Raw genomic sequence first — 17671 nt, forward strand, 5'->3', positions numbered from 1 at the left:
TGCTCGCGCGCTGAGGCCGTGCCACGACGGGGCGTCACATCAGGCCGTACGCGTGTGGTCGCCGATCAAAGCACGGGCTCGTACTGGGTAGCGCTATCGGCCGAGTCCGTCGACCACTTCTGCCCCCGGCAGGAGGGCGAGGGAGGCGCCGGGTAGGAACAGCTTCGAGCGACGGACGCCGCTGCCGATGCAGACGTCACCGGCTTCGGTCACCGCCCGGTCGACCAACAGCGGCCACTGCGCGGGCAGGCCGACCGGCGTAATGCCGCCGTACTCCATGCCCGTCGTCTCCGTTGCGAAGTCGGTCGACGCGAACGACGCCTTTCGTACGTCGAGGCGCCGGCGAACCACATTGTTCACATCTGCCCGAGTGGTCGCGAGGATGACGCAGGCGGCGTGGCGTTCCTCCCCTGCCCGGCGACCCGCGACGACGACGCAGTTCGCGGAGATGTCGAGAGACAGTCCGTACGCCTCCGTCATCGCTGCAGTGTCGGCGAGATCTGGGTCGATCTCGGCTACGCGGATACCGGCAGCTACCTCGTCGGGGAGATCGCCGATCGCCTTCGCTACCGGAGGACCGAGCAGATCGGGCCGCTCGCGAGCGGGTTCGGTGTCGAGAGTTCCGTACGTATGCGTCACCCAGCCAGCCTGCCATCGGCTCCCAACGTGGCCGCTCCCGGTCCAGGAGTGACGACTCAGCGGGAGGCGCGCCAGTCGGCGATCAGGCCGAGCTCCTGCTCGCGGGTGAGACCGGCCCGCCGCTGCGTACGATCCAGTCCGAGCTCGCGTTCGTACGCCAGCGAGTCGCGCAACGTCTCCTCGGTAGTTCGGCGTACGAGACCAGCGGCGACCGCCTTATCGGCGCTACGGGCACTGAAGCCGACCCACTCGGGATCGGGGATCCACAGCGGCACCGACCGCTCGCCCATGAACGGGTTGACGCCCTGCTGCTCCAGCCAGTCGCTCGGGACGCGTACCACCTCGCCCGAATGACCGCCGATGCTGCGCGCGAGCGCGAGTGTGTCGCCGAGGCGTTCGGTCGGACCGAGCACGTTGTACGCGCCGCCCAGTCTCTTCTCGCCTGCCAACAGCAACCATGCCGCGACGTCACCGACGTGGATGATCTCGGTCGCCATATCGTCGGCGTCGGGTACGAGCACCGGCTCGTCTCCGGCGAGCGCGAAACGCCCCGGCCAGTAGCCGAACCGGTCGCTCGCGTCGCCGCTGCCGCCCATCAGCCCGACGCGCGCAAGGGTGACCCGTTCACCGAGCGCTGCGACGCAATGCTCCTCGCAGGCGACCTTGCCCTCGCCGTACGTCTCGATGTCCGCCCAATCCCCTTGCAGCGCGGGCAATAGCCGATCCGACTCGTCCGCACCGACACGCGAGTGATCTGCGTACACCGAGCAGGTCGACACGAACACCCAGTGGCCCGCCGATTCGGCCAATGCCTCAACAGCACCGTGTACGTGCCGGGGCTGTCGGCTGACATCGACGACGAGGTCCCAATCGGTGTCAGCCACCTCGGCGTACGCATCGAAGGAGTCTCGGTCGGCCTTGACGAGGCGTACGCCGTCGGGGGGAGCCCCGCTCTCGCCGCGGGCGAGGCAGACGACCTCGTCACCACGCCCAGCTGCCTGACGTGCCACCTCGCCGCTGAGCCATCCCGTTCCGCCGAGGATCAGTGTTCTTGCCATGTGCACAGTTCATCGAGGATCCGGCCAGACCGCCAGCCCGTTACGCGCTGCGCAGAACGCGTGCGGCCAAGGCGCCAGCGGCATGGTGCGCGATCCCGACACGTGACTCCGCTCGGGTGTCCGGGCGATCGCATCCCGTGCAACCTGCTGACGGATAGCGAGCACGTCTGTACACTCCGACATGTCGATTGTGACGGGTAGGGAGACTCGGGTGCACGCACTAGCGGCGCTCGGGCGAGGCGCCGGCAATCACCGCATGCAACGCGCTTCCGCTGGTCGGGCGATGGGTTTGCTCGCGATCATCGGGACCGCCGGGGTATGTCTGCCTGCGCTGTTGCGCAGGGCCCTCAGTGACGTGACGACTTTTCACGTCGGTCTCATCGTCTGGATGATCCTCGCGGTCGTAGTCGGCTGTGTGCTCGTCGCGATCGGCGACCGCGTACCGACCGTGCTGTGTTACGTCCTACCCGCGCTCGCGGTGCCGATCTGGACGGCCGGGGCAGCCGTGACGACTCCGGGTACGACCTCGAAGATCTATCTCTGCTGGGCGGTTCTCTACGCCGCGTTCTTCTACCGCCCGGTCGGCGCTTGGACGATGACCGGCTACTGCGTGATCGCGTGCGGAGTTCTCTCATTCACCGCGTACCCCACGACGATCGCGCTTGCCAACCTCGGTGCCGTCGGCGCGGGCCTCTGCGGGATCACCGCGGTGGTCGCCTCGTTGCGTTCCCGCGAGCTACGGATGATCGAACGTCTGCGCGCTGAAGCCCATGTCGACAGCCTGACCGGGCTCACCACGCGCCGGGTACTCGAGACGGCCTTTGCCGGACACGCATCCGGGCACCCCGCGACGCCGATCTCACTGGTCCTCGCCGATGTCGACGGACTCAAGGCCATCAACGATGCGTACGGTCACCCCGTCGGAGACCGCGTCCTGATCGAGCTTGCGACGACCGCGATGATGGCCGCGCGAAGCGACGACGTCGTCACCAGACTCGGCGGCGACGAGACCGCAGTGCTGATGCCCGGTCGTACGTACACACAGGCGGTCTCGTACGCGTCGAAGCTGGAGCGCGCGCTCGCTCTGGTGGACGTTGCGCCCGGTTCTCGCTGGCGGATGTCGATCAGCGTCGGCGTTGCGACGGCACCGAACGACGGCGTCGACCTCGATGCGCTGTACGCCACGGCGGATCGCCGGCTCTACCGAGCCAAACGCTCCCGGATGGCCTCAAACGCGGCGACGGCGACGCAGGACACGCACGACGATGAACGCAATCACCGCAATCGCGACGACGGCGATCACGACGTTCTGGAAGGCTCCGGCGTACTTCTCGACCTCGTCCCAGCGCTCGCCGAGACGATAACCGGCGACGACGAAGATGGTGTTCCAGATCAGGCTGCCGGCCATGGTGAGGACCAGGAAGGTCAACAGGCGCATCCGCTCGAGCCCGGCGGGAATCGAGATCAGGCTGCGGAAGATCGGGATCATCCGGCCGAAGAAGACCGCCTTGCGGCCATGCCGCTCGAACCACGCCTCGGCGCGATCGACGTCGTCGAGCTTGACGAGGGGCATCTTGTCGACGACGGCCCGCAACCGGTCGCGACCGAACAGGACGCCTACGTAATAGAGCACGACCGCACCGACGACCGAACCGATCGTGGTCGCGATGATGACGGATACCAGGTTGAACTCCCCGCGGCTGGCGGTGAAGCCGGCGAGCGGAAGGATGATCTCGCTCGGTAACGGGGGAAAGAGATTCTCCAGCGCGATCGCCAGACCGGCGCCGAAGACGCCGAGCTTCTCCATCATGTCGACGGCCCAGCCGGCGACCCCGCCTGTGGGTTCGCCGGTGTTGGAACTCGCGATCATCACCGCGGTCGACAGCGTGTGCACTCAGTTACCTCTCTCGGACGGACGTGACCGTCAACGTACGCGGTGCGGTCGGCCCGCGTGATCGGTCCACGGGTCCATCGTGACGTACGTCGTTCAGACCGTGGTCGGGTTGAACTAGGCGGGCTCGGCGTTGCGATGGACCTCGCGCAGCTCGGTGTACGTGCGCGCGTTGTCGATGACGCCCTGACGCTCCTCGTCGGTGAGCTCGCGGCGTACCTTGCCCGGCACTCCTGCGACCAGCGAACCCGGCGGCACCACTGTGCCTTCGAGTACGACCGTGCCGGCGGCCACGAGTGAGCCTTCGCCGATCACCGAACCGTTGAGCAGGATTGCGCCCATGCCGATGAGGCAGTTGTCTTCGACAATTGCCCCGTGGATGACCGCACGATGCCCGACTGACACGCCCGTGCCGAGCCGGCTGGGAAATCCGGAGTCGGTGTGGACGACGACCCCGTCTTGCAGGTTGCTGTCGACGCCGAGGTCGATGCGCTCCTTGTCACCGCGCAGCACGGCGGTGTACCAGACCGAGGCGCCGTCGCGAAGGACGACATCGCCGAGAAGGGCCGCACCGGGTGCCACCCACGCGGAGTCGGCGACCTGCGGAGCGGCGCCATGTGCGGACCGACGGATGTAGTCGTTCAAGGCTGGCCTCCAGATGACTTGTCGTGCGCGCCAAGCGTACGTGGCAACGCCGCAACGCATCGGTCAGAGGTCACGGCACCCGCGACGATGACAGTCGGCGAGGTGGGTGTCGACCAGGCCGATTGCCTCCATCAGTGCATGGGCCGTGGTCGGGCCGACGAAGGAGAAGCCTCGTCGTTTCAGATCGCGAGCGAGCGCCTTCGACTCCGGGCTCGTCGTCGGAACCTCTGCTGAACTGCGCGGCGCCGGCGGGTCGTCGATGCGATACGACCAGATGAGGGCGTCGAGCCCGATGTCATCGCGTAGTTCGATCGTCGCACGGGCATTGGCGATGGTCGCGACGATCTTGGCGTGGTTACGTACGATTTCGGCGTCGCCCATCAGGCGCTCGATGTCGGAGGCGCCAAATGCGGCGATCTCGTCGGCATCGAAGTTGCGGAACGCCGCGCGGAACGCCGGTCGCTTGCGCAGAATCGTCAACCAGCTCAGTCCCGACTGGAACGCCTCGAGACTGATCCGCTCCAGCAGCGCCTGCTCACCGTGTACGGGCAGCCCCCACTCGGTGTCGTGGTAGTCGCGGTTGATCGGGTTGGTCGCGGCCCACGGACACCGGGCGCGACCGTCAGCTCCGACGATTGCGCCGTCGACCGTGGCCGGATCGTCGAGGCTCATGACGTCCAGTCTGGCGTAGTGCGGTGACACCCGGGTCGGACCCTCGCGTCGTCGGCAACGGATGGTCACGCAGCGCACAACTTAACTGTTGAGTCACTTGCCGCACCCGCGGGTGATCCGATCTGGAATAGGCTGCGGTGGCGATGAGGTATGACTTCTGTGTGATCGGCGGCGGCATCGTCGGCCTGTCGACGGCACGGCAGCTGCTCCAGCAGCGGCCCGGTGCAAGCGTGCTGCTCCTCGAGAAGGAATCCCGACTCGGGCGCCACCAGACCGGACACAACAGCGGAGTCATCCACTCCGGCATCTACTACGAGCCCGGCTCCTTCAAGGCCGAGCTGTGCCGACGCGGCGTACGAGAGACCCGGGAGTTCTGCGCGGACCACGGCATCCCGATCGCGTCGACGGGCAAGCTGATCGTCGCAACCGACCCGACCGAGCTCGGCCGCCTGTCTGCGCTGGAAGGTCGCGCGGCACAGAACTCGATCGAGGTGCACCGACTCGACGCGGCCGAGCTACACGCCGAGGAGCCCAATGTCTCCGGCGACGCTGCCCTGCTCGTACCGTCGACCGCCTGCGTCGACTACGGCCTGATCTGCGAGGCGCTGCGTACCGACATCGAGAAGGCCGGCGGCGAGATCGTCACCGAGGCCGAGGTGACCGCGATCCGCGAGGAGGCATCGCAGGTACTCGTGTCGTCGTCGGATCACCTATGGCAGGTCGACCGCCTCATCGTGTGCGCCGGTCTGCAGTCCGACCGGCTGGCGGCGATGGCCGGCATTTCGTCCGACGTACGCATTCTGCCGTTCCGTGGCGAGTACTACCGCCTCCGCGCCGAGCGGTCCGACATCGTCTCGCGGATGATCTACCCGGTGCCGGATCCGGCACTGCCGTTCCTCGGAGTGCACCTCACCCCGATGTTCGACGGCGGAGTCTCAGTGGGTCCCAACGCCGTACTCGGGCTGTCTCGGGAGGGGTACCGACGTGGCGCCGTTTCCGTTCGCGACGTACGTGAGATCGCGAGCTTCCCGGGCTTCTGGCGACTCGCGCGTACGTACGCCAAGGTGGGGGCCGCCGAACAATGGCGGTCGCTGTCGCGCCGGGCGTACCTCGAGCAGTGCCGCCGCTACTGCCCGTCCCTGACGCTCGATGACCTGCTGCCCGCAGAGGCCGGCATCCGCGCGCAAGCCGTCGACGGACGCGGCAACCTGCTGCACGACTTCACGTTCGAGCGCACCGGTCGGATGCTGCACGTACTCAATGCACCATCGCCGGCGGCGACCTCGGCGCTGCCGATCGGCGAGCTGATCGCGGGCCGACTACTGGCTGGCTAACCCCCGCTGGCCCGCACGTTTCAGCCCCTCTGAACCGTTTCAACGGGACCGAAACGTGCGGCTCAGCGGGGTGGTAGGGCGTGATCGGGCAGCAGGTCGCGGGCCTCAGCCAGCGTCTGTTCGTCGATCGATTCGAGTCGCGCTACGGGGTACGCCTCGACGACCGCCCGCTCGACCCCGGCCAGCTCGACCGCACCAGCCTCGTCGCGTACGGACCCGACGGATGCCGTGTCGAACGGTAGCTCCAGCGCGTCGTACACCCGACGCAGCAACGGCGCGAGTTCGGCCGCGCCATCGACGATGACCACTGCGCTGAACAGCCAAGCATCACGGACGACCCGCTGCGCGGTGCCGACCAGCTTCACCACGCCGCGGGCGTTCACGCTGTACGCGCCCGGGCAGTACTCACCGGGCACCTCACCGACGTTCGTGTCGACGCCGAGGCCGCGCAACGCATCGGCCAACAGCTCGCCGTACTCGACGAAGCGGCGGCGCATCCGACGACCGGGATCTGTCTCCGGGCAGATGTGATCGAGCGCAACCGCGTCTCGGGTGTACGCGACCGCGCGACCGCCCGGAGCGCGTACGACCGGTACGAAGCCCGCATCGTGGCACGCGGCGACCGCTTGTGGCATACCGGCTCTGCGTACGTCGGACCGCCCGAACGCCACCGTTGCGGCCGCCGGGCGATAGACCCGCAGCGTTTCGCCGCGCTCGCCGCGACTCGCCTGTCTCAGCAGGGCATGGGCGATCGCCACGTCGAGAGTCGAGTCGCCATCCGGCACCTCGCCGACGGGCGTCACCTCACAGCACCTTCGACAGGAACCCCTGCGTACGCGAATGCTGGGGATTCGCCAACAGCTCCTCGGGCGGGCCTTGCTCGACCACAACACCGCCGTCCATGAACACCACCCGGTCGCCGACCTCGCGCGCGAAGCCCATCTCGTGGGTGACGACCATCATCGTCATGCCCTCGTCGGCGAGCTGGCGCATCACCGCGAGCACGTCGCCGACCAGCTCCGGGTCGAGCGCGCTGGTCGGCTCGTCGAACAGCATCATGTCGGGGTCCATCGACAGTGCCCGCGCGATCGCGACCCGCTGCTGCTGACCGCCCGACAGATGCGCGGGGTACGCGCCCTCCTTGTCGGCGAGACCGACCCGCTCCAGATTGTGCCGCGCGACGTCGATCGCCTCGGCCTTCTTACGCTTCTTCGCCCGCTGCTGGGCGAGCGTGAGGTTGCGCAGCACGGTGAGGTGTGGGAACAGGTTGAACTGCTGGAACACGATCCCGATCCGGGTGCGTACGCCGTCGAGGTCGGTCTCGGGGTCGGTGATGTCGATGCCCTCGACGAAGATGCGGCCGTCGGTCGGCTCCTCGAGCCGGTTCACACAGCGCAGCAGCGTCGACTTGCCCGAGCCGGACGGGCCGATCACACAGACGACCTCGCCGGGGTCGACGTGGAAGTCGATGCCCTTGAGCACCTCGTTGTTGCCGAAGTACTTGTGCAGCTTCTCGACCTGGATCGCGGGCACGCCGGCAGCGGGCTGGCCTGTATCAGTCATCGCTCATCGGCTCCTCTGCATCCGGCGCTCCATGTACGCGACCAACTGGGTGAGGGGAATCGTCACGACGAGGTACATCAACCCGGCGATCACGAGTGGCGTCGAGTTGAAGCTCTCCGAAACGGAGTCACGAGCGAACGTGGTCAGCTCGCGATCCTGCAACGCCATACCGGCGATGAAGAGCAGCGCGGTGTCCTTGATCAACACCACGACCTCGTTGGTCAGAGGCGGAATCACGATCCGGAACGCCTGCGGCAGGGTCACCGAGATCATCGTCCACGTCGGACCCATGCCGAGAGAACGGGCGGCCTCGGTCTGCCCCTTCGGCACGGCCTGGATGCCCGCCCTGATCGTCTCGGCGATGTAAGCCGCCGAGACCACGATCAGGCCGAGGATCGGCAAGACGTACGCCGGGCTCGGCCGCCACTGGAACGCGATCGGCACGGCAAAGGCGAACCCGAAGATCACCAACAAGGCCGGCAGCCCGCGGAAGATCTCGATGTAGATCGTGGCGACCCAGCGGTACGGAGCCACCGGAGACAACTTCATCAGCGCCAAGACCAGACCGAGGATCAGGCCACCGATGAAGGCCATCACCGTGTAGAAGACGGTGTTCTTCGCCGCCGTGGTCACGACATCGGGGAACTGCTCCTTTGCGACGTCGAGGTCGAGGAAGTTCTCCCCTATCGCGGCCCAGTCCGTGACCAGCACGAACAAGAGAACGAGGACCACGAACAGTACGTACAGCCCGCCGCGGTTGAGCTTGGTACGCGTCGTGCGCTTCACGCACTACTCCCCTCGTCTGGGGTGCAGGTGGGCATCAGTTGGAGGTCGAGAAGTACTCGTTGTAGATCTTGTCGTACTTCCCGTCCTTCTTCAGTTTCGCGAGCTGCTCGTTGACTCCCTCGAGCAGAGCCTCGGCGCCCTCTTCCTTGACCGCGAAGCCGTAGTGCTCGTCGGTGTCGTACTCCTCGACGATCGTGTAGTCGCCGCCCTCGGTGTGAGTGAGGTTGACCGGGAGATCCTGCAGAATCGCGTCGATACTGCCGGACTTGATCGCCTGGTACAGCTCAGCATCGCTCGGGAACGACACCAGCTCTGCGTCCTCGGGGGCGTTCTCCTCGGCGTACAACTTGCCGGTGGTGCCCTGCTGGACGCCGACCTTCGTACCCGAGAGGTCGTCGATCGAGGCGATGTCGGAGTCGGATGGCACGAGCAGGGTCTGCTTCGAGTCGTAGTACGGCTCGCTGAAGTCGATGTTCTTCTCGCGGTCCTCGGTGATCGTCATCGCGCTCGCGCCGATGTCGCACTGGCCGGCCGCAAGCGATGCGCCGCTCTGCAAGGCGTCGAAGCCGACGTCCTTGACCTCGAGCTCGAGGTCGAGGCCCTTGGCGATCTCGGTCATCAGGTCGATGTCGAAACCGGTGTACTCGCCGTCCTTCTCGTACTCGAACGGCTCGTACGGAATGTCGGAGCACACCGTGAGCGTGCCGGAGGAGATGGTCGAGATGTCACCCGAGCCCGAGCCGCCACCACTGTCGTCATCGGATCCGCATGCGGTGAGCGCGAGGGCCGAAGCGGCGAGAACCGCGGCCAGAGTCTGAAGTCGCATCGGCGACCTGCCTTCCATGATTCGTCGGCCCCCGGGGCCGCACCAGTTTATGCACGATGTCGTGGCGGGTACGGCAATCGGGTCAATCCGGCCTCGAACCGGAACCGGTTCGTTATCCGACTGCCGCACCCGCCGCTGAATCAGCCCTTCGCCTTGAGGTCACCGCACTTGGACAGCACCCGGCGTACCTTCTCGCCGAGGTCGACGTTCACCCTCGTCGTCGACTGCCCGGTCGGCGACTCACAGGTGAGCAGCCACGGCTCCTTCAGGAAGCCCTTCTGGTTGCCGTGCGTGCCGTCCGCCTGGTACGGCGGGACAGGTCGATACGACGGGTTGACCGCGATCTTGAACTGCCCGTTCTTGCCGACTCTCGCCGTCGAGGTCAGCTCTTGCTCGAACCCGTCCGGGCGTACCTCGCCGTCGGCGTGCTCGAAGCTCCCGGTGTACATCTCGAACGACTTGCGGAGCGTCAGCTTGGCTCCGCGCGGCGCCTTGCCGGTGATGAGCGAGTGGCCGCGACGATCGCCCGCCGTGTCGAGTGCGACGGTGAGCGACTCCGCGTTGCCGTCGTACGCGTCGACAACCTCCGCCTCGAAGTCGTGGCCGCTGGGCCGCGTCGGCGGGCAAGTCTCGGTGGTCGTCGACAGGCCGCGGGTCGCGTAGTACGACCAGTCGATCGCCTCGCCCGTCGTCTCGTAGTCATCGGCCGAAGCCAGCGCACGGTACGTCGGACCGAGCTTGCCGGCCATGGCCGACGCCATCGAGTGCACGCGATCGAGGTCCTGGATCGGACCCGCTTCCTTCTGCAACGGCGGGTAGAGCACCACCTGGATACACGTGTGCTGGGTGTTGAACACCGTCGCCTGCCGAGTGGACAGCAGCCAACGTACGTTCTTCGTCTCGGGCTCCGACCACGGCGCCGATCCGTGCGCGCCGTCCTCGCCCGGCAACCAGCCGAAGCCGTAGTTGCGGTTCATGTCGACGTTGGTCGCGGTACGCCGCTGGTCGGCGACATAGCCGTCTACGTTGATGATCGGCACGATGACGACCCGGGTCTTCTTGAGTCGGCGCTTGATCGGCCCGCGGTCGGCGTTCTCGGCGAGGTGGTACGCGTACTCCATCGTGAGCTCGGCGCTCGGCCACTCGTTGCCGTGGTGCGCGCCGACGTCGACGAAGACCGGCTTGCCGTCCTCGGCGTTGACGTTCTTGGTGATCTCGAGTCCGTGCACCGTACGTCCCTGCGACGTCTCGTACGGCAGCGCGAACTTCTTCACCGTTCGTGGGAACCTGCGGGCCAGCTCGGACATATCGCGCTCGAAGTCGTCGAGGGTACGAAAGTCGGTGCGGCCGCTGGGAAGGGTCGAGGATTGTTGACCTTGTTTTGCGTCGGCGCGGTCGGGTTCGGCCGCGGTGGCACCGGACAGCGCCGTTGCGACGAGCCCGGCCGTTGCCAGACCGGTCAGTAGCCAACGAGAACGGCCGACGTACGCCCTGCCTCGTGTCGATCTCATGTCTTTACCTCTCGGTAGTCTCGGATCCCCCGAGAAGGCCAATGAATCAGCTGTTGCGTGAGCCGCGCAATCACATGAGCTGTTTCACACTCTCGGATACGAGACTCTGCCGAGTGGTCGGGGTTCGGCTGCCGATCCGGGCCCGACGACGTACGCTCACTGCAGATCGGGGGTGCAGCCGACGAACGGTAAGGACGATGACCGACCACAACGCCCGCATCCTCGCCGCGTTCACCGAGCAGGCGGAGACCTTCACGGATCCGAACCTCAACACCGCCTTCACGAGTGCGCTCGACTGGCTCGTCGACCTCATCGACCCCGCACCGCGCGAATCGTGGATCGACGTCGCCGCCGGTACCGGGCTGGTCGGGCGTACGCTCGCGCGCCGAGTGGGCCGAGTGCTGTGCGTCGACGCAACCCAGGCGATGTTGGAGGCCGGGCGTCGCGAGGCGGCGGCCGACGGCGTACGCAACATCGACTTCGTCCTCGGTGACGCGCTCGATCTGCCGGTCGAACCCGGCTCATTCGACGGTGCCGTCACCCGCTTCTCGTTCCACCATTTCGAAGACCCTCGCCAGGCGCTTTCACAACTGGTCGCAGCGTGCCGCCCGGGCGGTCGGATCGCGGTCAAAGACCTGATCGCGTCCGCGGAGCCAGGCATCCGCGAGCGCCAGGACCACATCGAGTCGCTGCGCGACGACTCACATCTGCGGATGCCCCTGCCCGGCGAGATCGCCTCGTGGTGTCGCGATCTCGGGCTGTCGGCCGAGCCCCCGGTCGTACGCGAGCTGGATCGCCCGCTGGAGCCGTGGCTCGCGCAGTCGTGCACACCGAACGATCGCGCGCATGCCGTACGCGAAGCACTTGTCGCGGAGCTCGACGGCGGCGAGCGTACCGGGATGCGTCCGCATCGTCGCGGCTCCGAGGTGTGGTTCCGGCAGACGTGGGAGGTCACGCTCGCGCGCAAGCCCGCGTAGCGGCGCTCGTACGCGGTTAGTTGCCGCATCCGTTCGGGTGCGCGTACTGTCGCTCCCCGCTTGGGCCGCACGTATTGGCCCTCCTCATTTTGTATCTATGCGTGATCGCTCCAATAGGTTTGTACCGATCACGCATAGATACAAAATGAGGAGCGGCGGAGAGTTCAGCCTTCCGTGAATACAGATTCGCATGTACCATCCGGAGCATGCAGCTTTCAACGCGTACGGATGCGCTCGCCCGGTTCGGTCATGCTCTCTCCGATGGCACCCGTACGTCGGTGCTGCTGGCGTTGAAGGACTCACCCGCGTACCCGGCCGATCTTGCCGATGGCGCCGGCGTCTCGCGTCAGGTGATGTCCAATCACCTCGCGTGTCTGCGCGGCTGCGGGCTCGTCGTCGCCGTCCCCGAGGGTCGGCGTACGCGCTATGAGCTTGCCGATGCGCGCCTTGCCCACGCACTCGAAGATCTTGTCAGCCTGGTTCTCGTCGTCGATCCCGAGTGCACACCTGCCGACGAGGTGGCGCCGTCGTGACATCGCTCGTCGGCACGCCCGAACGCCGGGCCGTCCTCACCCGGCGCATCCGCCTGTTCGTCGCACTGACGATCACGTACAACCTCGTCGAAGCCGCCATCGCACTCACTGCCGGCGCGCACGCGTCGTCGAGCGCGCTGATCGGGTTCGGTCTCGACTCACTGATCGAGGTCTCATCGGCGGCTGCGGTCGCCTGGCAGTTCGGCGGACACGATCCGGAGGCACGCGAGCGTACCGCCCTGAAGATCATCGCGATCTCGTTCTTCGCGCTCGCCACCTATGTCGGAGTCGACGCCTTGAGATCGGTGATCGGCGACGGCGAGGCAGCGCCTTCGACCGTCGGGATCGTCCTCGCCGCCGTCAGCATCGCCGTGATGCCCGCCCTCTCGTACGCTCAGCGCCGCGCCGGCCGCGAGCTCGGTTCGCGCTCGGCCGTCGCCGACTCAAAACAGACTCTGCTGTGTACGTACCTCTCAGTGGCAGTGCTGATCGGGCTCGGCGCCAATGCGTTGCTCGGCTGGGCGTGGGCCGACGCAGCCGCAGCGCTGGTGATCGCCGCCGTGGCGGTGCGAGAGGGTCGCGAGGCGTGGCGCGGACGTACCTGCTGTGGAGGTGAGAGCTGTGGGTCATGACCATGGCCACGGAGGTCCGGTCGAGCCATCACATCGCCGGCGGCTCGCGATCGTGCTGGCGATCACGGTCTCGATCATGGTCGCCGAGGCGATCGGCGCGTTCATCACCGGCAGCCTCGCGCTGCTCGCCGACGCAGGTCACGCGCTGACCGACGCGGCCGGTCTTGCGATGGCGCTGACTGCCGCCCATCTCGCCGGCCGGCCGCCGAACCGCAAACGTACGTGGGGATTCCTGCGCGCCGAGACCATCGCCGCCGCCGTCCAGGCACTGCTGTTGCTCGCGGTCGGGGTGTACGTGTTCTTCGAGGGAATCCGTCGGTTGTTCGAGCCCGCAGAGATCGAGTCGACCGGCGTGATCGTGTTCGGAGTGATCGGGCTCATCGGCAACACGATCGGCATCGCGATGCTCGCGACGGCGCGTGGGCACAACCTCAACCTGCGCGCGGCGTTCCTCGAGGTCGTCAACGACACCCTCGGATCCGTTGCGGTGATCGCGTCGGCAGTCATCATCGCAACCACCGGCTGGAACCGCGCAGACGCGATCGTCTCGCTCTTGATCGGATTGCTGATCCTGCCGCGGACCATCGTGCTCCTACGCGACTCCGGGCGCGTACTACTCGAGTCGACCCCGACGAACCTCGACCTCGACGACGTACGCCGGCACTTGCTGGCGGTGCCGCATGTGCACGACGTACACGATCTGCATGCGACCCAGATCGCCACGGGAGTGCCGACACTCACCGCCCATGTGGTCGTCGACGAGTCCTGCTTCCACGACGGGCACCTGCCGATGATGCTCGACGATCTACAGGCATGCGTGGCCGAGCACTTCCCGGTCAGCGTCGAGCACTCGACGTTCCAGTTCGAATCGGCCGCGCACGCCGAGCACGAGTTCGACCCGCACCCCTGACTCACGACGCCAGCAGCGGGGCGACCTCCTGCGCGGCGAAGCGTACGAAGGCGTCCGGGTCGTCGTCAGTGGTTGGCTCGAGGATGACCTTGCCTGCGCCCGCATCGACCAGGTCGCGTACCGAACCGGCGGTCGCAGGTGCGTCGCCGGACCGGGTGCTCAGGTATGCCGTGATGGGTGGAGCGGCATCGCGCCCGAATCGGTTTGCGCCCTCTTCGATGAGCTCGCGCGCCCTACGCACGTCGTCGAGCGTCGATTCAGACGTGAGGATCACACCATCGGACAACTCACCGCAGAGGCGCAATGTCTTCGGGCCCGTCGCACCGGCGAGCACCGGAGGCGGCGGTGACGGCGGCCAGTCGAGCGCGACTCGGTCGAGACGTACGTAGCGCCCGTCGGTCGTCACCTCCTCACCGTGCAGCAGCGCGCGAAGTGCGGTCAGATGCTCACGCAGCAAGGTGAGTGGAGACTCTGCGCGTGCCCCGACCTGGTGCATCCACTCCTGCACCCCGTGGCCGACTCCGGCGAGGATGCGCCCAGGGAAGAGACGCTGGAGCGTCGCGACCTCCATCGCGACGAGTGCGACATTGCGCAGCGGAACAGGCAACAGGCCGACCCCGACCGTGAGCCGATCGGACCATGCCAGTGCGGCGGACGCAGTCGCGATACCGCTCTCCAAGAAGCAGTCTTCCCAGAACCAGAGCTCGGCGAGTCCGGAGTCTTCGGCGACGCGCACTACCTCACGTACGCGCTCGGGTGGGTTCTGCGGCAGGAAGATGGCTCCGATGTCTGTCATGGGTCGAAATCGTGCCAGTTGCCTCTGACACGTCAAGGTCGGACTATCAGTCGGCCACGTACGTCGCCCTGCTCGATGCGAGCGTGCGCTTGTGCGGCCGCCGAGAGCGGAAGCTCGTCGGCGATCCGGGTGTCGAGCAGACCCCCGCTGAGCAAACGGTTGAGCCCTCGGGCAGCGGCTGCGAGCTGCGATGCGGGAGCGCGACTGATGGCGAAGCCGCGCACCGAGATGTCGCGGGTGTAGAACGCAGCGGGCAGTCGGTGATCGCTGCCCCTTGCCGCGGTGACGAGCACCCTGCCCCCGGTCGCGACTGCGTCGACTGCCGCGTCGAGAGCCTGCCGACCCGACGTGTCCCAGTAGATGTCGAACCCGTCGGGAGCGGCAGAGGCCAAGGCGCCGGCCAGGTCGTGGTCGCGGAAGTCGAGCACCGCATCAGCGCCGGCCGCGACGCACTCATCGCGATCCGCAGCGCTGCAGGTGACCACCGCGTACGCCCCCGCTTGTTTGGCCATTGCCAGCGCGGCCCGCCCGACGTTGCCCGCGCCACCGCCGACGTACACCGTTTGTCCCGCACGCAGCCCGCCATGTACGAACCAGGCGAGGTACGCCGTGCCCGCCGGGTGGGCGACCGCGACGGCGGTCACGGGATCCACACCGGACGGCAGCGGATAGAGCTGATCGGTCGGTACGACCGCGTACGTTGAGAACGTCCCCTGCCTGCCGCCGTGACCGAGGCTGTTGCACCAGACGCGATCGCCGACCTCGTACGGCGCGCCTGCGCCGGTTCGTACGACCGTGCCGACGAGGTCGCGGCCGATCACGAACGGGAATGGTGTCGCGGTCGCGTAGCGCCCGGACCGTACGAACGTATCCACCGGATCGACCACTGTGGCCTCGACCTCGACCAGCACATCTGTCGGCCCGGGCGTCGGCACCGGCAGCTCGCCGTACTTGATCGAGTCGGCCGGACCGAGCTCATCGATGTACGCCGCCATCATCGTGTCCATGGCACTCCTCAAACAGAGTTTGGTGCGTATTGCACCACCGACTCGCGTTCTGATGGGGCAAAACGCACCAAACTCCCCCGCGTGTCAGCGCGTGAACCCGGACTCCCGCAACGTGATGTTGAGGCGGCCCGACGACAGGTCGTTCTCGACCAGACAACTGCCGGGATACACCTTCGGCACGCCGTGGTACGCCATCCGTGCGGGCCCGCCGAAGACGAACAGGTCGCCCGACTCGAGCTCGACATCGGTCCACGGCCGACCACGTGACTCGGTGTTGCCGAACCGGAACACGCAGGTGTCGCCGATGCTCAGCGAGACGACCGGCGCGCGCGACTGCTCATCCTTGTCTTGATGCATGCCCATCCGGGCCGCGCCGTCGTAGAAGTTCACCAACGCGATATCCGGTTGGTACGCGTCGCCCGCGGCTTGGTCGTCGTACGCCTCTCCGACGGCTCGTCGGCCGAGGTCGCCGAGCCAGTCGGGGAACGCAGTCACCGGTGCACCGTCGACGTCGTCGGCTGTTCGCGAGTAGCGGTATGGCCGCCAATGCCAGCCGAGGCAGACCGTCTGCACACTCATCTGTCCACCGCCCGGCGTCGTCGCGGCTCGCATCGGCGCCGGAGCCTGCGCCCACTCCCGGCACGCGCCGACCAGCGCGCGCTGCGCAGCGGGGTCGAGCCAGCCGGGCAGATGCACGGCTCCGGGCCCGACGACGGTGCGCGTACGGGGAAGCAGGCTCACGCCGCGGCCTCCAACTCGAGCAGCGTGCGCTTGGCCTCGACCCCGCCCACGTACTGGCCGGCGGTGCCGTCGGAGCGTACGACCCGGTGGCAGGGCACCACGACGGGGAGCGGGTTGGTCGCGCAGGCCGTGCCGACCGCACGTACCGCATTGGGGTTGTCGACGAGGCGGGCAACGTCGGCGTACGTCGCGGTCGAGCCGTACGAGATGTGCGAAAGGTGCTCGATCACATTGCGACGGAAGCCGGTCGCAAGCCGAAGGTCGAGCGCCAGATCGAACGTGTCGCGGGTACGCCCGAAGTACTCGTCGAGTTCGTGCGCGACCGCGTCGAGACTCGCCGGTCGCTCCAGCACCCGCGGACTGATCCGTTCGGCCAGGTCACTGAGTACGGCATCACTGCCCTCGGCAACGTACGCGACGCGGACGAGCCCGCGATCGGTCGTCGCCACCAACAGGGGCCCGACCGGCGAGTCGACGGTGCGGTACGCGACGTCGAGAAGTCCGTCCGCCGCCGCCGTGTCGGCCAGCCGCGTGTGCAGCCGCCGGAGAGCCTCGTCCTCGCCACGCGACAGCGCGGCGAGCATGTCGTCGGTGTTCATGAGGATGCTCCTTGTTCCTGTGCCTGCGTGTACTTCGCACGCAGGGTCTTCATACCGTCGGCGGCCGCCCGTCGAGCGGCCGCTTCGGAGTTGCCGAGCAGCGTTGCGATCTCGGCGTAGGGCAAACCGGCTACGTAGTGGTAAGCGATCGCCTCTCGCTGCTTACGCGGCAGGTCTCGGAGCGCGGCCCACAGCTCATCGTCATGATCGGCGGGACCGGGATCGATACCCGCCGTCGCCGGAACCTCGTCGACGGGCACCGGCCGACGCACCCGCGAGCGGTGCTGGTCGATCGCCTTTCGCTTGGCGATCGTCACCAGCCACGCCTCGACGTTGCTGCCGTCAGGCAACTCCGGATATCCACGCATCGCGGCGATGAACGTCTCGGTCCATGCATCGTCGGCATCGTCTGGACCGAGGACGGCCCGACACACCCGCAGCACGGTCGGTCCGTGTTCGGCCACGATCTGCTCGAACGGTTCGGTCATACCCCGAAGACGTCCAAAACCGTCGGAACGTGAGATGCGCGCACGATGCCACGGTACGACGCG

The 17671-nt window shown here is 67.1% G+C and carries 20 protein-coding genes and 1 pseudogene; 6 read left to right on the top strand and 15 right to left on the bottom strand.

What is annotated here, in order from left to right:
- Nucleotides 1–93 precede the first annotated feature (93 nt).
- Nucleotides 94–639, bottom strand: coding sequence for a YbaK/EbsC family protein (locus tag MU582_21215; GenBank protein UPK74921.1), 546 nt, complete (start codon nt 637–639; stop codon nt 94–96).
- A 56-nt stretch (nt 640–695) separates the two neighbouring features.
- The gene (locus MU582_21220; protein UPK74922.1) at nt 696–1697 is read right to left on the bottom strand and encodes an NAD-dependent epimerase/dehydratase family protein; all 1002 of its coding nucleotides are present in this window, start codon (nt 1695–1697) and stop codon (nt 696–698) included.
- Between the two features lie 742 nt (nt 1698–2439).
- Between MU582_21220 and MU582_21225 the strand changes: the two are divergent.
- Nucleotides 2440–2859 (top strand): annotated as a pseudogene (locus MU582_21225) (GGDEF domain-containing protein).
- Between the two features lie 66 nt (nt 2860–2925).
- Here MU582_21225 and MU582_21230 read toward each other — a convergent pair.
- The 3 genes from MU582_21230 to MU582_21240 form a co-directional block, all read right to left on the bottom strand.
- Nucleotides 2926–3504 (bottom strand): DedA family protein, encoded by a 579-nt coding sequence (locus tag MU582_21230; protein UPK77218.1) that lies wholly within the window; start codon nt 3502–3504, stop codon nt 2926–2928.
- A gap of 201 nt (nt 3505–3705) precedes the next feature.
- The gene (locus tag MU582_21235) at nt 3706–4233 is read right to left on the bottom strand and encodes a gamma carbonic anhydrase family protein (protein UPK74923.1); all 528 of its coding nucleotides are present in this window, start codon (nt 4231–4233) and stop codon (nt 3706–3708) included.
- A gap of 63 nt (nt 4234–4296) precedes the next feature.
- Complete coding sequence (locus MU582_21240) at nt 4297–4905, bottom strand: DNA-3-methyladenine glycosylase I (GenBank protein UPK74924.1); 609 nt, start codon at nt 4903–4905, stop codon at nt 4297–4299.
- Nucleotides 4906–5048: 143 nt separating this feature from the next.
- Between MU582_21240 and lhgO the strand changes: the two genes are divergently transcribed.
- The gene (gene lhgO, locus MU582_21245) at nt 5049–6239 is read left to right on the top strand and encodes an L-2-hydroxyglutarate oxidase (protein UPK74925.1); all 1191 of its coding nucleotides are present in this window, start codon (nt 5049–5051) and stop codon (nt 6237–6239) included.
- Between the two features lie 62 nt (nt 6240–6301).
- Here lhgO and MU582_21250 read toward each other — a convergent pair whose 3' ends face one another.
- The 5 genes from MU582_21250 to MU582_21270 form a co-directional block, all read right to left on the bottom strand.
- Nucleotides 6302–7042: a lipoate--protein ligase family protein gene (locus MU582_21250; protein UPK74926.1), complete on the bottom strand. Its 741-nt coding sequence runs from the start codon at nt 7040–7042 to the stop codon at nt 6302–6304.
- A 1-nt stretch (nt 7043) separates the two neighbouring features.
- On the bottom strand, nt 7044–7802 hold the full coding sequence (locus tag MU582_21255) for an amino acid ABC transporter ATP-binding protein (GenBank protein ID UPK74927.1): 759 nt from the start codon (nt 7800–7802) through the stop codon (nt 7044–7046).
- A gap of 3 nt (nt 7803–7805) precedes the next feature.
- Nucleotides 7806–8588: an amino acid ABC transporter permease gene (locus MU582_21260; protein ID UPK74928.1), complete on the bottom strand. Its 783-nt coding sequence runs from the start codon at nt 8586–8588 to the stop codon at nt 7806–7808.
- A gap of 34 nt (nt 8589–8622) precedes the next feature.
- Entirely contained in the window at nt 8623–9414 is a 792-nt protein-coding gene (locus MU582_21265; GenBank protein ID UPK74929.1) for a basic amino acid ABC transporter substrate-binding protein, read from the bottom strand.
- Between the two features lie 140 nt (nt 9415–9554).
- Nucleotides 9555–10925: a hypothetical protein gene (locus tag MU582_21270; protein UPK74930.1), complete on the bottom strand. Its 1371-nt coding sequence runs from the start codon at nt 10923–10925 to the stop codon at nt 9555–9557.
- A 197-nt stretch (nt 10926–11122) separates the two neighbouring features.
- Between MU582_21270 and MU582_21275 the strand changes: the two genes are divergently transcribed.
- The 4 genes from MU582_21275 to MU582_21290 all read left to right on the top strand — a co-directional run bounded on the left by MU582_21275 (nt 11123) and on the right by MU582_21290 (nt 13977).
- Nucleotides 11123–11902, top strand: a complete 780-nt coding sequence (locus MU582_21275) for a class I SAM-dependent methyltransferase (protein ID UPK74931.1) — start codon at nt 11123–11125, stop codon at nt 11900–11902.
- A 206-nt stretch (nt 11903–12108) separates the two neighbouring features.
- The gene (locus tag MU582_21280) at nt 12109–12435 is read left to right on the top strand and encodes a metalloregulator ArsR/SmtB family transcription factor (GenBank protein UPK74932.1); all 327 of its coding nucleotides are present in this window, start codon (nt 12109–12111) and stop codon (nt 12433–12435) included.
- Nucleotides 12432–13067, top strand: coding sequence for a cation transporter (locus MU582_21285; protein ID UPK74933.1), 636 nt, complete (start codon nt 12432–12434; stop codon nt 13065–13067). Before MU582_21280 ends, MU582_21285 begins: the two co-directional genes overlap by 4 nt.
- Complete coding sequence (locus MU582_21290; protein UPK74934.1) at nt 13057–13977, top strand: cation diffusion facilitator family transporter; 921 nt, start codon at nt 13057–13059, stop codon at nt 13975–13977. The genes MU582_21285 and MU582_21290 overlap by 11 nt, the downstream gene beginning before the upstream one ends.
- A gap of 1 nt (nt 13978) precedes the next feature.
- Here the strand turns inward: MU582_21290 and MU582_21295 are convergent, their stop codons facing one another.
- The 5 genes from MU582_21295 to MU582_21315 form a co-directional block, all read right to left on the bottom strand.
- Nucleotides 13979–14773, bottom strand: a complete 795-nt coding sequence (locus MU582_21295) for an LLM class flavin-dependent oxidoreductase (GenBank protein UPK74935.1) — start codon at nt 14771–14773, stop codon at nt 13979–13981.
- A gap of 32 nt (nt 14774–14805) precedes the next feature.
- The gene (locus tag MU582_21300; protein ID UPK74936.1) at nt 14806–15780 is read right to left on the bottom strand and encodes an NADPH:quinone reductase; all 975 of its coding nucleotides are present in this window, start codon (nt 15778–15780) and stop codon (nt 14806–14808) included.
- A gap of 84 nt (nt 15781–15864) precedes the next feature.
- Nucleotides 15865–16521: an alpha-ketoglutarate-dependent dioxygenase AlkB gene (locus MU582_21305; protein ID UPK74937.1), complete on the bottom strand. Its 657-nt coding sequence runs from the start codon at nt 16519–16521 to the stop codon at nt 15865–15867.
- Nucleotides 16518–17120, bottom strand: a complete 603-nt coding sequence (locus MU582_21310) for a methylated-DNA--[protein]-cysteine S-methyltransferase (GenBank protein UPK74938.1) — start codon at nt 17118–17120, stop codon at nt 16518–16520. The genes MU582_21305 and MU582_21310 overlap by 4 nt, the downstream gene beginning before the upstream one ends.
- Nucleotides 17117–17608, bottom strand: a complete 492-nt coding sequence (locus MU582_21315) for an RNA polymerase sigma factor (GenBank protein ID UPK74939.1) — start codon at nt 17606–17608, stop codon at nt 17117–17119. The genes MU582_21310 and MU582_21315 overlap by 4 nt, the downstream gene beginning before the upstream one ends.
- Nucleotides 17609–17671: the final 63 nt, after the last annotated feature.

This window comes from Nocardioidaceae bacterium SCSIO 66511 (assembly GCA_023100825.1).
Classification (GTDB): domain Bacteria; phylum Actinomycetota; class Actinomycetes; order Propionibacteriales; family Nocardioidaceae; genus Solicola.

What these genes read in the sequence shown, in the direction of transcription:
- MU582_21270 (UPK74930.1), bottom strand. Translation starts at nt 10,925, where the DNA reads ATGAGATCGACACGAGGCAGGGCGTACGTCGGCCGTTCTCGTTGGCTA.
- MU582_21310 (UPK74938.1), bottom strand. Translation starts at nt 17,120, where the DNA reads ATGAACACCGACGACATGCTCGCCGCGCTGTCGCGTGGCGAGGACGAG.
- MU582_21315 (UPK74939.1), bottom strand. Translation starts at nt 17,608, where the DNA reads ATGACCGAACCGTTCGAGCAGATCGTGGCCGAACACGGACCGACCGTG.
- MU582_21265 (UPK74929.1), bottom strand. Translation starts at nt 9,414, where the DNA reads ATGCGACTTCAGACTCTGGCCGCGGTTCTCGCCGCTTCGGCCCTCGCG.
- lhgO (UPK74925.1), top strand. Translation starts at nt 5,049, where the DNA reads ATGAGGTATGACTTCTGTGTGATCGGCGGCGGCATCGTCGGCCTGTCG.
- MU582_21220 (UPK74922.1), bottom strand. Translation starts at nt 1,697, where the DNA reads ATGGCAAGAACACTGATCCTCGGCGGAACGGGATGGCTCAGCGGCGAG.
- MU582_21275 (UPK74931.1), top strand. Translation starts at nt 11,123, where the DNA reads ATGACCGACCACAACGCCCGCATCCTCGCCGCGTTCACCGAGCAGGCG.
- MU582_21230 (UPK77218.1), bottom strand. Translation starts at nt 3,504, where the DNA reads ATGGAGAAGCTCGGCGTCTTCGGCGCCGGTCTGGCGATCGCGCTGGAG.
- MU582_21280 (UPK74932.1), top strand. Translation starts at nt 12,109, where the DNA reads ATGCAGCTTTCAACGCGTACGGATGCGCTCGCCCGGTTCGGTCATGCT.
- MU582_21295 (UPK74935.1), bottom strand. Translation starts at nt 14,773, where the DNA reads ATGACAGACATCGGAGCCATCTTCCTGCCGCAGAACCCACCCGAGCGC.
- MU582_21240 (UPK74924.1), bottom strand. Translation starts at nt 4,905, where the DNA reads ATGAGCCTCGACGATCCGGCCACGGTCGACGGCGCAATCGTCGGAGCT.
- MU582_21300 (UPK74936.1), bottom strand. Translation starts at nt 15,780, where the DNA reads ATGGACACGATGATGGCGGCGTACATCGATGAGCTCGGTCCGGCCGAC.
- MU582_21255 (UPK74927.1), bottom strand. Translation starts at nt 7,802, where the DNA reads ATGACTGATACAGGCCAGCCCGCTGCCGGCGTGCCCGCGATCCAGGTC.